The following is a 14398-nucleotide window of genomic DNA, read 5'->3' on the forward strand; positions in this document are numbered from 1 at the left end:
TGTGCAACGCGCGCGTCGGCCGCGAGACTGTCGCGCCGACGCAACCCTGCCGGCGCGCGACGTCACGCGCACGTGCGCCGCCGCGGCCCGGCCCGGCCCGTCATGCGGCGCCGACGAGCCGGTATCCGACGCCCGTCTCGGTGACGATGTACTCGGGCTGCGCCGGGTCGCGCTCGAGCTTCTGGCGCAGGTGCGCCATGTAGATGCGCAGGTAGTGGTGGCTTTCGACGTGCGACGGCCCCCACACGTCGCGCAGCAGCTGCCGGTGCGTGAGCACGCGCCCCGCGTGGCGCACGAGCGTGGCGAGCAACCGGTACTCGAGCGGCGTCAGGTGCACGATCTCCCCGTCGCGCCACACCTGGCGCAGCGCGAGATCGACCGTCACGGTGCCGAAGCTCACCTTCGGCGACTCGTTCGCGCCGCCCTGGTTGCGCCGGCGCAGTTGCGCGCGGATCCGCGCGCGCAGTTCGGACACGCCGAACGGCTTGGTCAGGTAATCGTCGGCGCCGGCATCGAGCGCCGCGACCTTCTCTTCTTCCTGCGTGCGCGCCGACAGCACGATCACCGGCACCTCGGACCAGCCGCGCAGCTCGCGGATCACGTCGAGGCCGTCGGTATCGGGCAGGCCGAGGTCGACGATCACGAGATCGGGCTTGCGCGTCGCCGCGTCGATCAGCCCCTGCTTGCCCGTCTCGGCCTCGAACACCGCGATGTCCTCCTCCTCGAGCGCGGCGCGCACGAAACGGCGGATCTGCTTTTCGTCCTCGATCAGGACGACGGTCAGGCTGGGTTCACTCATGGTCTGGCAATGACTCGGATGGGGACGACGCACCCGGCACCTCGGGTTCGTCGTCGGATACGGCAGGCGCGGCCGGCGGCGTCTCGACCGGCAGCGTGAACCAGAAGCGCGCGCCCGTCACGTGGCCGTCGGGTGCGGTGCGGTTGAGCGCGCCGATTTTACCGCCGTGCGCCTCGACGATCGCGCGGCAGATCGCGAGGCCGAGCCCGATGCCCGGCGTCGCCGATTCCTTCTCGCCGCGCGTGAACTTGTCGAAGATCCGCGTTTCCATGCCGGCCGGCAGGCCCGGGCCGTGATCGTCGACATGCACGCGCACGAACGGCAGCCCGTCGTCGGTCACGCGCTCCGCGCCGATCTCGAGCGGCGTATCGGGCGGCGTGTACTTCGCCGCGTTCTCGAACAGGTTGGTGAACAGGCGCTCCATCAGCACCGCGTCCATCTGCAGGAGCGGCAGGTCGGCCGGCAGCACGACGCGCGCGGGATGGCGCGACAGCACGCGCTTGCATGCGGCAAGCGCCGCGCCGACGGTTTCCTCGAGCAGCGACCACTGGCGCTTGAGCTGCAGGCTGCCGGCCTGCAGCCGCGCCATGTCGAGCAGGTTCGTGACGATGCCCGTCATCCGCAGCGCCTCGTCGTGAATCGCATCGACGAGTTCGCCCTCGCGCTGCGCGAAGCGCTCGGCCGCCGCGGCGTCGCCGCCCTGTGCGGCCGCGCGTCCGTTCGCGAGCATCGACGAGAAACCGACGATCGTCGTGAGCGGCGTACGCAGGTCGTGCGAGATCGCCGACAGCAGCGAGTTGCGCAGCCGCTCGGATTCCATGTTGACGAGCGCGTCGCGCGCGATCTCGACGTAGTGCACGCGTTCGAGCGCGAGTGCGATCTGCGCGGCGAATGCATCGAGCATCCGCTGCTGCTCGGGTACCTCGAGTTCGCGCGGTTCGCGTGACGCGACCGCGAGCACGCCGCGCGTGCGCATCGGCGCCTTCAGCGGCAGGTACAGCGCGACCGTCGCGGGCAAGGTATCCGTGCCGCGACCGGCCGGCTTCTGCTGGTCGTACACCCACTGGCCGACGTCGCTGTCGAGGTCGGCGCCCGTCAGCGTGACGGCCGCGTCGGGCTCCTCGATCTTCTGCCGCACCTTGTCCGCGCTGTCGGGCAGCAGGAACGCGACGCGCGCGCGGAACACCTCGCCGACGTGACGGCTGCCGATCTCGACGATCTGCTCGGTCGTCAGCGCCGCGCCCAGCTCGCGCGCCATCGCATAGATCGCGCCGGTGCGGCGCTCGCGGCGCTGCGCGACGCTCGCCTGGCGCGTCAGCGTCGACGTCAGGTGGCTGATCACGAGCGACGTCAGCAGCATCCCGAAGAAGGTCAGCAGGTATTGCGTATCGCTGACCGAGAACGACATGCGCGGCGGCACGAAGAAGTAATCGAACGCGGCCACCGACAGGAACGACTGCAGCACGCCCGGGCCGCGCCCGAGCCGCACGGCCGAGAACACGACGCCGAGCAGGTACAGCATCACGAGGTTCGTGAGGTCGAGCCGCTCGGACACGAGGCTCGCGACGACCGTGATCGCCGCACAGATCGCGGCCGCATACGCGTAGTGCCGCGGCGGCGAGCGATGCGTGCCGAACTGCGCGAACGCGTCGCGCCAGTCGCGCGCACGCGCGTCGAGCGGCGCGGCGCGCGCCTCGTCGCTTGCGGACGCACGGATCAGCATCAGGTCGACGTCGCCCGCGCGTTCGGCGAGCTGCTCGCCGAACGGCCGCGCGAAGCGGCGCACGAGCCCGACCTTCGGCGAGCCGCCCGCGACGATCTTCGACACGTTGCGCACCTTCGCATAGCCGATCAGCGCGGCGACCGCGTCGGCGCCGGCGAGCGTGGCCGTCTCCGCGCCGAGTTCGGCGGCGAGCTTCAGCGCGTCGAGCGTACGCTGCCGCCGCGCGTCGGGCAGCCGCTGCAGCCGCGGCGTCTCCACATAGACGGCGATCCAGTCGGCCTTCAGGCTCGCGGCGAGCCGCGCGGCCGCGCGCACGAGCGTCGGCGCCTCGGGGCCCGGCCCGACGCATACGAGCAGCCGTTCGCGCGCCTGCCAGATGCGCTGGATCGAGCGGTCGGCGCGGTATTCGCGCATCTGCGCGTCGACGCGATCGGCCGTGCGCCGCAACGCCAGTTCGCGCAGCGCGATCAGGTTGCCCTTGCGGAAGAAGTTGCGCACCGCGCGCTCGGCCTGCTGCGCGAGATAGACCTTGCCGTCGCGCATCCGCTCGAGCAGTTCCTCGGCCGGCAGGTCGACGAGCGTGACTTCGTCGGCCGCGTCGAATACGCGGTCGGGCACCGTCTCCCACACGCGGATGCCGGTGATCGCGCCGACCACGTCGTTCAGGCTTTCGAGGTGCTGGACGTTGACGGTCGTATAGACGTCGATGCCCGCGTCGAGCAGTTCGTACACATCCTGCCAGCGCTTCATGTGCCGTGCGCCCTGCACGTTCGAATGCGCGAGCTCGTCGACGAGGATCAGTTGCGGCTGGCGCGCGAGTGCGCCGTCGAGATCGAATTCGGCGAGCGTGCGGCCGCGATAGTCGATGCGCGCGAGCGGCAGCACGTCGAGACCGTCGAGCAGTGCGGCGGTTTCGCTGCGCCCGTGGGTCTCGACGATGCCGACGACGACGTCGACGCCTTCCTGCCGGCGCTGGCGCGCGGCCTGCAGCATCGCGTAGGTCTTGCCGACACCGGCCGATGCGCCGAAGAAGATCTTGAGCTGGCCGCGCCGCTGCTTTTCTTCGTCACGCTGCAGCTTGTCGAGGAGTTGGTCTGGATCGGGACGATTCATGCGTCAGAAAGGCGGAGCGCCCGGATGCGCGCGAGTACGAGCATTGTTGTTCCAAATCGCCGCAAAAGGCAAAGACGGCGCAAGCGCCGTCGGGAAAAGGCGCGCCCGGCGCGGGCTGACCGCGCCGGGCGCCGGTTGCCGGACGCGCTCAGTGCGCGGCTTGCGCCGCGTCGAGCGCGAGGTTCAGCTTCAGCACGTTCACGCGCGCCTCGCCGAGCACGCCGAACTGGCGGCCCGTCGTGTTCGCGGCGACGAGCTGCGCGACCGCGTCGGGCGTCAGGTTGCGCGCCTTCGCGACGCGCTCGACCTGGTACGCGGCGGCGGCCGGCGTGATCTCCGGATCGAGGCCGCTCGCCGACGCCGTCACGAGGTCGACCGGCACGGGCTTCGACAGGTCGGTGCCCGCGTCGCGCAGCGCGGCGATGCGCCCCTTCACCTGGTCGGCGAGCGACGGGTTCAGCGGGCCGAGGTTCGAGCCGCCGGAGCCGGTCGCGTTGTACGGCATCGGCGCCGTGGCCGACAGCCGGCCCCAGAAGTACTTCGGCGCATCGAACGGCTGGCCGATCAGCGCGGAGCCGACCGGCTTGCCGTCCTTCTCGATCAGGCTGCCGTTCGCCTGCGACGGGAACACGGCCTGGCCGAACACGGTCATCACGGCCGGGTAAGCCAGGCCCGTCACGGCGGTCAGGACGACGAAGAGCACGACGAGCGGGCGAATCAACGTTTTCATGATGTTTCCTTCAATGGCGGCCGGTTCAGGCCCAGCCGAGTGCAGCGAGCGTCATGTCGATCAGCTTGATGAACGGGAACGGCAGCAGCACGCCGCCGAGGCCGTACACCAGCAGGTTGCGGCGCAGGAGCGACGCGGCGCCGAGCGGCCGGTACGTGACGCCCTTCAGCGCGAGCGGGATCAGCGCGACGATGATCAGCGCGTTGAAGATCACCGCCGACAGGATCGCGGAGGCCGGCGATGTCAGGTGCATGATGTCGAGCACGCGCAGTTGCGGGTACGTCGTCACGAACGCGGCCGGGATGATCGCGAAGTACTTCGCGATGTCGTTCGCGATCGAGAACGTCGTCAGCGAACCGCGCGTCATCAGCATCTGCTTGCCGATCTCGACGATCTCGATCAGCTTCGTCGGGTTCGAGTCGAGGTCGACCATGTTGCCCGCTTCCTTCGCGGCCTGCGTACCGGTGTTCATCGCCACGGCGACGTCGGCCTGCGCGAGCGCCGGTGCGTCGTTGGTGCCGTCGCCCGTCATCGCGACGAGCCGGCCGGCCGCCTGGTGCTCGCGGATCGTCGCGAGCTTGGTTTCCGGCGTCGCTTCCGCGAGGAAATCGTCGACGCCCGCTTCCGCCGCGATCGCCGCGGCCGTCAGCCGGTTGTCGCCCGTCACCATCACGGTCTTGATGCCCATCTTGCGCAGCTCCGCGAAGCGCTCCTTGATGCCGCCCTTCACGATGTCCTTCAGCTCGATCACGCCGAGCACGCGCGCCGCACCGTCATGCAGGTCGGCCACGACGAGCGGCGTGCTGCCGCGGCGCGCGACTTCGTCGACCGCCCGGCGCACTTCTTCCGGGAAGCGGCTGCCGTGCGTCTCGACGTAGTGACGGATCGCATCGGCCGCGCCCTTGCGGATCTCGCGGCCGGGGAGATCGACGCCGGACATCCGCGTCTGTGCCGAGAAGCCGATGAACGTCGCGTGCAGCTGCGCCATGTCGCGCTGGCGAATGTTGAAACGTTCCTTGGCCAGTACCACGATGCTGCGGCCTTCCGGCGTTTCGTCGGCGAGCGACGACAGCTGCGCGGCATCGGCCAGCGCTTCCTCGGTCACGCCCGGCGCCGGCACGAACGTCGATGCCTGACGGTTGCCCAGCGTGATCGTGCCGGTCTTGTCGAGCAGCAGCACGTCGACGTCGCCGGCCGCTTCCACCGCACGGCCCGACGTCGCGATCACGTTCGCCTGCATCATCCGGCTCATCCCGGCCACGCCGATCGCGGAAAGCAGCCCGCCGATCGTCGTCGGGATCAGGCACACGAGCAGCGCGACGAGCGCGGTGATCGTCACGACGTGGCCGGCCTTCATCGCCTCGACCGAGAACATCGAGAACGGCAGCAGCGTCGCCGTTGCCAGCAGCATCACGATCGTCAGCGCGACGAGCAGGATCGTCAGCGCGATTTCGTTCGGCGTCTTCTTGCGCTTCGCGCCTTCGACCATCGCGATCATCCGGTCGAGGAACGCCTCGCCGGGGTTCGCGGTGACCTTGACGACGATCCAGTCGGACAGCACGCGCGTGCCGCCCGTCACCGACGAGAAGTCGCCGCCCGATTCGCGGATCACCGGCGCGGATTCGCCGGTGATCGCCGATTCGTCGACCGACGCGACACCGTCGACCACCTCGCCGTCGGCCGGGATCACGTCGCCGGCCTCGACCAGCACGACGTCGCCACGGCGCAGCTCGGTCGCGGTCGTGATGCGGATCGGCGACTTCGGATGCGGCTCGTTGAGCTTCTTCGCCATCACGTCCTTCTTCGCACTGCGCAGCGACGCGGCCTGCGCCTTCGAGCGCCCTTCGGCGAGCGCCTCGGCGAAGTTCGCGAACAGCACGGTGAACCACAGCCACAGCGCGATCGCGAGGATGAAGCCCGCGGGCGCCTCGGCCTGACCGGAGAGCGCCGCGATCCACAGGATCGTGGTCAGGATGCTGCCGACGTACACGCAGAACATCACCGGGTTGCGGAACTGCGTGCGCGGCGTGAGTTTCTTGAACGAGTCCACGATCGCCGGGCGCAGCAGCGCCGGATCGAACATGGACCGTGTTGCGGAATGTTGAGTCATTGCGATCTCTTCAATCTCTCGAGTCTTTTCAACGTGTCGCCGCGCGTCATGCGCCCAGCCACATCATCAGGTGCTCGACGCCCGGGCCGAGCGCGAGCGCCGGCACGTAGGTCAGCGCGCCCACCAGCAGCACCGTGCCGAGCAGCAGCACGACGAACAGCGGACCGTGCGTCGGCAGCGTGCCGCTCGTCACCGCGATGCGCTTCTTCGCGGCCAGCGAGCCGGCGATCGCCAGCACCGGCACGATCGTGCCGAAGCGGCCGAACCACATCGCGATCGCGGTCATCCAGTTGTAGAACGGCGTGCCGACCGTCAGGCCCGCGAACGCGCTACCGTTGTTGTTCGCGGCCGAGCTGAACGCGTACAGGATTTCCGAGAAGCCGTGCGGGCCGGGATTCGAGATGCCGGCCTTGCCCGCATCGGCGAGCACGGCAATCGACGTGCCGACCAGCACGAGCAGCGGCGTGAGCAGCACGACGATCGACACCATCTTCATCTCGTACGCTTCGATCTTCTTGCCGACGTATTCCGGCGTGCGGCCGATCATCAGGCCGGCGACGAACACCGCGAGCAGCGCGAACACGAGCATCCCGTAGAGACCCGAGCCGACCCCGCCGTAGATCACCTCGCCGAGCTGCATCAGCAGCATCGGCACGAGGCCGCCGAGCGGCGTCAGCGAATCGTGCATCGTGTCGACCGCGCCGCACGACGCGGCCGTCGTCGCGACCGTGAAGATGCCGGTCTGCGCGATCCCGAAGCGCGTTTCCTTGCCTTCCATGTTGCCGCCCGGCTGCAACGCGCCCGTCGACTGGTCGACGTGAAGCGCGGCGAGCGTCGGGTTGCCGCCCTGCTCGGCGCTCACCTCGACGCCGATCGCGAGCACGAACGCGACGGTCATCGCCGCGAGCACCGCGATGCCCTGCCGGCGGTCGCCGATCATCCGGCCGAACACGAGACACAGCGCGGCCGGGATGATCAGGATCGAGAAGATCTGCAGGAAGTTCGCGAACGGCGTCGGGTTCTCGTACGGGTGCGCGGAGTTCGCGTTGAAGAAGCCGCCGCCGTTGGTGCCGAGCATCTTGATCGCTTCCTGCGACGCGACCGGGCCCATCGCGAGCGTCTGCTTCGTGAGCGGGGTCGGCACCGTGACCGCGTTGCCCTTGTCGTCCTTCACCGGATTGCCCTGCGCGTCGAGCTTCGGCGCCGCATAGGTGCTCGCCTGCAGCACCGGCACGTCCTGGTACGCCTTCATGTTCTGGATCACGCCCTGGCTCATCAGCAGCGCGGCGACGATCATCGACATCGGCACGAGCACGTACATCGTCACACGCGTGAGGTCGACCCAGAAGTTGCCGATCGTCTGCGCGGTATGACGCGCGAAGCCGCGGATCAGCGCGATCACGACGACGATGCCGGTTGCCGCCGACAGGAAGTTCTGCACGGTCAGGCCGAGCATCTGCGTCAGGTAGCTGACGGTCTGCTCGGGCGTGTAGTCCTGCCAGTTCGTGTTGGTGACGAAGCTGACGGCCGTGTTGAACGCGCCGTCGACCGTCATCGCGCCGAATTGCTGCGGGTTGCCGGGCAGGAAGCCCTGCAGGCGCAGCAGGCCGTAGAGGAACAGCGCGCCGAGCGCGTTGAACGCGATCGTCGCGATCGCGTACTGCTTCCAGTTCATCTCGCTGCCGGCGTCGACGCCGGCAATGCGGTACAGCGCGCGCTCGAGCGGCCCGAACACGCGCACGACGCGCGAACTGCCGTCCATCACCGCGGACAGGTAGCGCGCGACCGGCACGGCCGCCGCCAGCAGCACGACGACGAAGAGCAGCGTCTGAAACAGGTTGTTCGCGTTCATTCGATGTCCTCCGCGCGCAGCAGCGCAAAGACGAGATACGCGAACAGCAGCGCCGTCGAGGCGCCCGCCAGCCAGAGCATCCAGGTCATGCTCGCCCCCCGCGACCGTATTGCACGAGCTTGTCGCAACCGGCAACCAAACCGAGGATCAGCGTGGTGAAGAGCACCAGTGCGCCGATGAAAACCCCATCCATTTTTCTGTTCTCCATCGTCGAAATCAGACGACTAGAACCTTATGGGAACGCACGTAAAGGACGGGTCAAAGGTATCGGGGCGGGTATAAAAAACGTGTAAACGCGGGCGGCGGAACGGCGGGCGGAACGATGGGCAGGACGGGCGACACGCCGGTGCCGCCCGCCGGGAGGGCGTGCCGACATGATGCCGGCACGAAGGGATGTATCAGGGAACGAGGATCGTCGAGCCGGTGGTCTTGCGCGACTCGAGGTCGGCATGCGCGCGGCCGACTTCCGCGAGCGGATAGCGCTGGTTGATGCTGGTTTTCACCTTGCCCGACAGGATCACGTCGAACAGCTCGGCGGCCGCGGATTCGAGATCGGCGCGCTTCGCGATGTACGAGAACAGCGTCGGCCGCGTGAAGAACAGCGAGCCGCGCGACGAGAACTCCTTCGAATCGATCGCCGGCAGCGGGCCCGACGCGTTGCCGAAGCTGACGAAGTAGCCGAGCGGCGCGAGGCAGTCAAGCGAGCCGATGTAGGTGTCCTTGCCGATCGAGTCGTAGACGACGGGCACGCCCGCGCCGTTCGTGATCTCCTTCACGCGCTGCGTGAAGTTCTCGCGCGTATAGACGATCGGATGGTCGCAACCGTGCGCCTTCGCGAGCGCGGCTTTCTCGTCGGAGCCGACCGTGCCGATCACGGTCGCGCCGAGCGCCTTCGCCCATTGGCACACCAGCAGGCCGACGCCGCCGGCCGCCGCGTGGATCAGGATCGTGTCGCCGGCCTTCACCGGGTACGTGCGGCGCAGCAGGTAGTGCGCGGTCAGGCCCTGCAGCATCACCGACGCCGCGTCGTCGTAGCTGATGCCGTCCGGCAGCTTCACGAGCCGCTCGGCCGGCATCACGCGTTCCTGCGCATACGCGCCCGGCGGCTGCCCGACGTACGCGACGCGGTCGCCCGCCTTGAGCGCGGTCACGCCTTCGCCGACGGCCGTCACCTCGCCCGCCGCCTCCATCCCGAGGCCGCCGGGCAGCGGCTGCGGATAAAGGCCGGTGCGGAAATACACGTCGATGTAGTTGAGCCCGACCGCGTGCTGCCGAATGCGGACTTCACCCGCCTTCGGCTCGCCGACCTCGACATCGACCCACTTCATCACGTCCGGGCCGCCGGGCTGGTCGTATCGGATTGCTTTCGGCATCGTTTCGCTCCTTGTCTGTCTGTCGGTCAGGGAAATGGTCGGATCGCCGACGCACGGCGCCGATCGATGCAGGCAACAGCCGGCGGCAGGCGCGTCGCGACGCACGATTCTCGCCCGGCGCCGCCGTCCGTGCATGGCCCTGCCCGCAACAGGGGCAATCGGGCCACGCTGCGGGCTAGCAGCGGTCCTGCATGTTCCGCGCCAGATCGTCGAGCAGCATCCGCGCCGTCGCGACGTTGGTCGCGACCGGCACGTCGTGCACGTCGCACGCGCGCACGAGCGCGGTGATGTCGGGATCGTGCGGCTGCGCGGTCATCGGGTCGCGCAGGAACACGACGATGTCCACGCGGCCGTCCGCCAGTTCCGCGCCGATCTGCAGGTCGCCGCCGAGCGGCCCCGACAGCTTGCGCTCGACCTCCAGCCCGTGCGCGTCCGCGATGCGGCCGCCCGTCGTGCCGGTCGCGACCAGCCGGCATTGCGCGAGCGTCGCGCGGTATTCGCCCGCGAGCGCGACGATCTCGTCCTTCTTCGCGTCGTGCGCAATCAAGGCGATGCGGGTTTTGCTCATCTCCGGTTCCTTTGTCGTTCGGTTGTTGTCGTGATCGTGATTCGGGACACGCGCGTCAGAACGTGCCCGGATACGCGCCGCCGTCGAGCAGCCAGTTCTGCCCGGTGATGTAGCCGGCATGCACGCTGCACAGGAACGCGCACGCCGCGCCGAACTCTGCGCGCGTGCCGAGGCGGCCGGCCGGGATCTCCTTCGTGCGCCGCGCGCGCATCTCGTCGACCGTCACGCCCTGCGCCTTCGCCGACGCGGTGAGCGTGGTCGCGATCCGGTCGGTGTCGAACAAGCCCGGCAGCAAGTTGTTGATCGTCACGCCCTGCCCCGCGACCTTGCGCGACAGCCCCGCGACGAATCCGGTCAGCCCCGAGCGCGCGCCGTTCGACAGCGCGAGTACGTCGATCGGCGCCTTCACGGCCGAACTGGTGATGTTGACGATCCGGCCGAAGCGGCGCGCGATCATCCCGTCGAGGGTCGCGCGGATCAGCTCGATCGGCGTCAGCATGTTCGATTCGAGCGCACGGATCCAGTCGTCGTGCGAGAAGTCGCGGAAGTCGCCGGGCGGCGGGCCGCCCGCATTCGTCACGAGAATGTCCGGCTGCGGGCACGCGGCGAGCGCGGCCGCACGCCCGTCCGGCGTCGTGATGTCGCAGGCGACCGCGGTCACCGACACGTTCGCGCCGGCGCGGATCTCCTCCGCGGTTTCCTCCAGCGTGTCGCGCGTGCGCGCGACGATCACGAGGTTCACGCCCTCCGCGGCCAGCGCTTCCGCGCAGCCGCGACCGAGCCCCTTGCTTGCCGCGCACACGAGCGCGGTCTTTCCTTCGATGCCGAGATCCATCGTCGATTCCTTGGTGGCGACACGCGCCGGCGCGGCCCGGCCGATTCGGCGCCCGGACCACGGGCGGGCCAGGCAGGCGAACGGGCGGGCGCAGGCGCGCGGATTGTCGTGAGACGTCGATATTATCCGGATCATGCGGCGCGCCTTGGTAAAATTGCGGACATAAGCGCGCGGCCGGCTTGCGCCCGCCCCCGCCCCCGATCCTCTTTTGCCGCCAAGGCACCCCCCGTCATGAAACAGGACAGCCGTTTCCCGAATCTCTTCATCACCGATCACCCGCTGATCCAGCACAAGCTCACGCACATGCGCGACAAGGACACGTCCACCCGCACGTTCCGCGAGCTGCTGCGCGAAATCACGCTGCTGATGGGCTATGAGATCACCCGCAACCTGCCGATTACCACCAAGCGGGTCGAAACCCCGCTCGTCGAGGTCGACGCGCCGGTGATCGCGGGCAAGAAACTGGCGATCGTGCCGGTGCTGCGCGCGGGCATCGGGATGTCGGACGGCCTGCTCGATCTGGTGCCCTCCGCGCGTGTCGGCCATATCGGCGTGTACCGCGCCGACGACCATCGCCCGGTCGAATACCTGGTGCGCCTGCCGGATCTGGAAGACCGCATCTTCATCCTGTGCGACCCGATGGTCGCGACCGGCTACTCGGCCGTGCACGCGGTCGACGTGCTGAAACGCCGCAACGTGCCGGCCGCGAACATCATGTTCGTCGCACTGGTGGCCGCGCCCGAAGGCGTGCAGGTGTTCCAGGACGCGCACCCCGACGTGAAGCTGTTCGTCGCGTCGCTCGATTCGCACCTGAACGAGCACGCGTACATCGTGCCGGGCCTGGGCGACGCGGGCGACCGCCTGTTCGGCACCAAGAACTGAGCCCCGGCACGGCCGCGCGGCGCGCGGCCCGGCTCGCGGCGGCCCACCCGGCCGTTCGGCCATGCGCGGCGGCCCCGATCCGGCGGTCGCCGCGTGATAAAATCTCGATCCACTCGACACGCGCGGCCCCGCGGCTTCATGCCCGCCGACACGGCCGCCGACTCAACGACACATTGAAACAATCGCCCGCGCTGCGCGCCCGGGCACGGAGAAAGGTATGGCTGGTCATTCGAAATGGGCCAACATCAAGCATAAGAAGGCAGCGGCCGACGCGAAGCGCGGCAAGATCTGGACTCGCCTGATCAAGGAAATCCAGGTCGCGGCGCGCCTCGGCGGCGGCGACGTCAACTCGAACCCGCGCCTGCGTCTCGCGGTCGACAAGGCGGCCGACGCGAACATGCCGAAGGACAACGTCAAGCGCGCGATCGATCGCGGCGTCGGCGGCGCGGACGGCGCGAACTACGAGGAAATCCGTTACGAAGGCTACGGCATCAGCGGCGCGGCGATCATCGTCGACACGCTGACCGACAACCGCACCCGCACGGTCGCGGAAGTCCGCCACGCGTTCTCGAAGTTCGGCGGCAACATGGGCACCGACGGCTCGGTCGCGTTCATGTTCGATCACGTCGGCCAGTTCCTGTTCGCCCCCGGCACGTCGGAAGACGCGCTGATGGAAGCCGCGCTCGAAGCCGGCGCGAACGACGTGAACACGAACGACGACGGCTCGATCGAAGTGCTGTGCGACTGGCAGGCATTCTCGGCGGTGAAGGACGCGCTCGAAGCCGGCGGCTTCAAGGCCGAACTCGCCGAAGTGACGATGAAGCCGCAGAACGAAGTCGAATTCACCGGCGACGACGCAGCGAAGATGCAGAAGCTCCTGGACGCGCTCGAGAACCTCGACGACGTGCAGGACGTGTATACGAACGCCGTCATCGTCGAGGAATGAGATGCCGGCCGCCGCGCACCCTTTGCGGCGGCGGCCCGATCGAATCCGCGGCCGGCGCGCCTGAGCGTGCCGGCCGCCCTGTTTTCTAGTCTGCGGGGAATCCCATGAAACTACTCGTCGTCGGTTCCGGCGGCCGCGAACATGCGCTGGCGTGGAAGCTCGCGCAGTCGCCGCGCGTCCAGATGGTCTACGTCGCGCCCGGCAATGGCGGCACGGCACAGGACGAGCGTCTGAAGAACGTCGACATCACGGCGCTCGACGAACTCGCCGATTTCGCGGAAAGCGAAGGCGTCGCGTTCACGCTCGTCGGGCCGGAAGCGCCGCTCGCGGCCGGCATCGTCAACCTGTTCCGCGCACGCGGCCTGAAGGTCTTCGGCCCGACCCGCGAAGCCGCGCAGCTCGAGAGCTCGAAGGATTTCGCGAAGGCGTTCATGAAGCGCCACGGCATCCCGACCGCCGAGTACGAAACGTTCTCCGACGTCGCCGCCGCGCACGCGTACATCGACGCGAAGGGTGCGCCGATCGTCGTGAAGGCCGACGGCCTCGCGGCCGGCAAGGGTGTCGTCGTCGCGATGACGCTGGAAGAAGCGCATCAGGCCGTCGACATGATGCTGTCGGGCAACAAGCTGGGCGACGCCGGCGCGCGCGTCGTGATCGAGGAATTCCTCGACGGCGAGGAAGCCAGCTTCATCGTGATGGTCGACGGCAAGCACGCGCTGGCGCTGGCTTCCAGCCAGGACCACAAGCGCCTGCTCGACGAGGATCGCGGCCCGAACACCGGCGGCATGGGCGCGTATTCGCCCGCGCCGATCGTCACGCCTCAGATGCACGCACGCGTGATGCGCGAGATCATCATGCCGACCGTGCGCGGGATGGAGAAGGACGGCATCCGCTTCACGGGCTTCCTGTATGCGGGCCTGATGATCGACAAGGAAGGCAATCCGCGCACGCTCGAGTTCAACTGCCGGATGGGCGACCCGGAAACGCAGCCGATCATGGCGCGCCTGAAGAGCGATTTCTCGAAGGTCGTCGAGCAGGCGATCGCGGGCACGCTCGACACGGTCGAGCTCGACTGGGACCGCCGCACCGCGCTCGGCGTCGTGCTGGCCGCGCACGGTTATCCGGACGCGCCGCGCAAGGGCGACCGCATCAACGGGATCCCGGCCGAGACCGAACAGGCGGTCACGTTCCATGCGGGCACGACGCTCGACGGCGACAAGCTGACGACGTCCGGCGGCCGCGTGCTGTGCGTGGTCGGCCTCGCCGATTCGGTGCGCGAAGCGCAGCAGCATGCGTACGACACGATCAACCAGATCAATTTCGAAGGCATGCAGTACCGCCGCGACATCGGCTTCCGCGCGCTCAACCGCAAGAGCGCGTAACGTTGCAACCGCCGCCCCGCCCTCGCGCGGCGGCGGGTCCTCTGCCGGGGTTCGATAGAATGCCCGGCAGATGCCTTTTTTACGG

General features: G+C 68.7%; 13 protein-coding genes. 3 read left to right on the forward strand and 10 right to left on the reverse strand.

The genetic code is table 11. The features are described 5' to 3' along the window. Positions 1 to 100: 100 nt before the first annotated feature. From kdpE to ACTJLD_RS31280, 10 genes are all read right to left on the reverse strand, one after another. A complete protein-coding gene (gene kdpE, locus ACTJLD_RS31235) occupies positions 101 to 799 on the reverse strand; it encodes a two-component system response regulator KdpE (protein ID WP_027786844.1) in 699 nt (232 codons plus the stop codon). Beyond that, positions 792 to 3635, reverse strand: coding sequence for a DUF4118 domain-containing protein (locus ACTJLD_RS31240; RefSeq protein WP_354006599.1), 2844 nt, complete (start codon positions 3633 to 3635; stop codon positions 792 to 794). The genes kdpE and ACTJLD_RS31240 overlap by 8 nt, the downstream gene beginning before the upstream one ends. Positions 3636 to 3783: 148 nt before the next feature. Continuing rightward, on the reverse strand, positions 3784 to 4365 hold the full coding sequence (kdpC, locus tag ACTJLD_RS31245) for a potassium-transporting ATPase subunit KdpC (RefSeq protein WP_060207729.1): 582 nt from the start codon (positions 4363 to 4365) through the stop codon (positions 3784 to 3786). Between the two features lie 25 nt (positions 4366 to 4390). Continuing rightward, a complete protein-coding gene (gene kdpB, locus ACTJLD_RS31250; RefSeq protein ID WP_060357719.1) occupies positions 4391 to 6475 on the reverse strand; it encodes a potassium-transporting ATPase subunit KdpB in 2085 nt (694 codons plus the stop codon). 46 nt (positions 6476 to 6521) lie between these two features. Continuing rightward, positions 6522 to 8327, reverse strand: a complete 1806-nt coding sequence (gene kdpA / locus ACTJLD_RS31255) for a potassium-transporting ATPase subunit KdpA (RefSeq protein WP_027786840.1) — start codon at positions 8325 to 8327, stop codon at positions 6522 to 6524. Then, positions 8324 to 8416, reverse strand: coding sequence for a K(+)-transporting ATPase subunit F (kdpF, locus tag ACTJLD_RS31260; protein ID WP_006752209.1), 93 nt, complete (start codon positions 8414 to 8416; stop codon positions 8324 to 8326). Before kdpF ends, kdpA begins: the two co-directional genes overlap by 4 nt. Beyond that, positions 8413 to 8535, reverse strand: coding sequence for a hypothetical protein (locus ACTJLD_RS31265; protein ID WP_255221841.1), 123 nt, complete (start codon positions 8533 to 8535; stop codon positions 8413 to 8415). The genes kdpF and ACTJLD_RS31265 overlap by 4 nt, the downstream gene beginning before the upstream one ends. Positions 8536 to 8725: 190 nt before the next feature. Continuing rightward, positions 8726 to 9700, reverse strand: a complete 975-nt coding sequence (locus ACTJLD_RS31270; protein ID WP_059688483.1) for a quinone oxidoreductase family protein — start codon at positions 9698 to 9700, stop codon at positions 8726 to 8728. A gap of 175 nt (positions 9701 to 9875) precedes the next feature. Then, positions 9876 to 10268, reverse strand: coding sequence for a methylglyoxal synthase (locus ACTJLD_RS31275; protein ID WP_059697949.1), 393 nt, complete (start codon positions 10266 to 10268; stop codon positions 9876 to 9878). A gap of 55 nt (positions 10269 to 10323) precedes the next feature. Further along, a complete protein-coding gene (locus ACTJLD_RS31280; protein WP_027786835.1) occupies positions 10324 to 11103 on the reverse strand; it encodes an SDR family oxidoreductase in 780 nt (259 codons plus the stop codon). Between the two features lie 231 nt (positions 11104 to 11334). On the opposite strand from ACTJLD_RS31280, the gene upp reads away from it, so the two are divergent. The 3 genes from upp (at position 11335) to purD (ending at position 14313) form a co-directional block, all read left to right on the forward strand. After that, positions 11335 to 11985: a uracil phosphoribosyltransferase gene (gene upp, locus ACTJLD_RS31285; protein ID WP_011352740.1), complete on the forward strand. Its 651-nt coding sequence runs from the start codon at positions 11335 to 11337 to the stop codon at positions 11983 to 11985. Between the two features lie 217 nt (positions 11986 to 12202). Then, entirely contained in the window at positions 12203 to 12931 is a 729-nt protein-coding gene (locus tag ACTJLD_RS31290) for a YebC/PmpR family DNA-binding transcriptional regulator (RefSeq protein ID WP_011352741.1), read from the forward strand. Between the two features lie 104 nt (positions 12932 to 13035). Further along, entirely contained in the window at positions 13036 to 14313 is a 1278-nt protein-coding gene (gene purD, locus ACTJLD_RS31295; protein WP_021161100.1) for a phosphoribosylamine--glycine ligase, read from the forward strand. Positions 14314 to 14398: the final 85 nt, after the last annotated feature.

It is taken from the genome of Burkholderia sp. 22088 (genome assembly GCF_052045915.1).
Classification (GTDB): domain Bacteria; phylum Pseudomonadota; class Gammaproteobacteria; order Burkholderiales; family Burkholderiaceae; genus Burkholderia; species Burkholderia cepacia.

Coding starts and splice junctions, on each gene's coding strand:
- ACTJLD_RS31270 (WP_059688483.1), bottom strand. CDS start 9,700: ATGCCGAAAGCAATCCGATACGACCAGCCCGGCGGCCCGGACGTGATG.
- kdpA (WP_027786840.1), bottom strand. CDS start 8,327: ATGAACGCGAACAACCTGTTTCAGACGCTGCTCTTCGTCGTCGTGCTG.
- kdpE (WP_027786844.1), bottom strand. CDS start 799: ATGAGTGAACCCAGCCTGACCGTCGTCCTGATCGAGGACGAAAAGCAG.
- ACTJLD_RS31275 (WP_059697949.1), bottom strand. CDS start 10,268: ATGAGCAAAACCCGCATCGCCTTGATTGCGCACGACGCGAAGAAGGAC.
- ACTJLD_RS31265 (WP_255221841.1), bottom strand. CDS start 8,535: ATGGAGAACAGAAAAATGGATGGGGTTTTCATCGGCGCACTGGTGCTC.
- kdpF (WP_006752209.1), bottom strand. CDS start 8,416: ATGACCTGGATGCTCTGGCTGGCGGGCGCCTCGACGGCGCTGCTGTTC.
- ACTJLD_RS31290 (WP_011352741.1), top strand. CDS start 12,203: ATGGCTGGTCATTCGAAATGGGCCAACATCAAGCATAAGAAGGCAGCG.
- kdpC (WP_060207729.1), bottom strand. CDS start 4,365: ATGAAAACGTTGATTCGCCCGCTCGTCGTGCTCTTCGTCGTCCTGACC.
- upp (WP_011352740.1), top strand. CDS start 11,335: ATGAAACAGGACAGCCGTTTCCCGAATCTCTTCATCACCGATCACCCG.
- kdpB (WP_060357719.1), bottom strand. CDS start 6,475: ATGACTCAACATTCCGCAACACGGTCCATGTTCGATCCGGCGCTGCTG.
- purD (WP_021161100.1), top strand. CDS start 13,036: ATGAAACTACTCGTCGTCGGTTCCGGCGGCCGCGAACATGCGCTGGCG.
- ACTJLD_RS31240 (WP_354006599.1), bottom strand. CDS start 3,635: ATGAATCGTCCCGATCCAGACCAACTCCTCGACAAGCTGCAGCGTGAC.
- ACTJLD_RS31280 (WP_027786835.1), bottom strand. CDS start 11,103: ATGGATCTCGGCATCGAAGGAAAGACCGCGCTCGTGTGCGCGGCAAGC.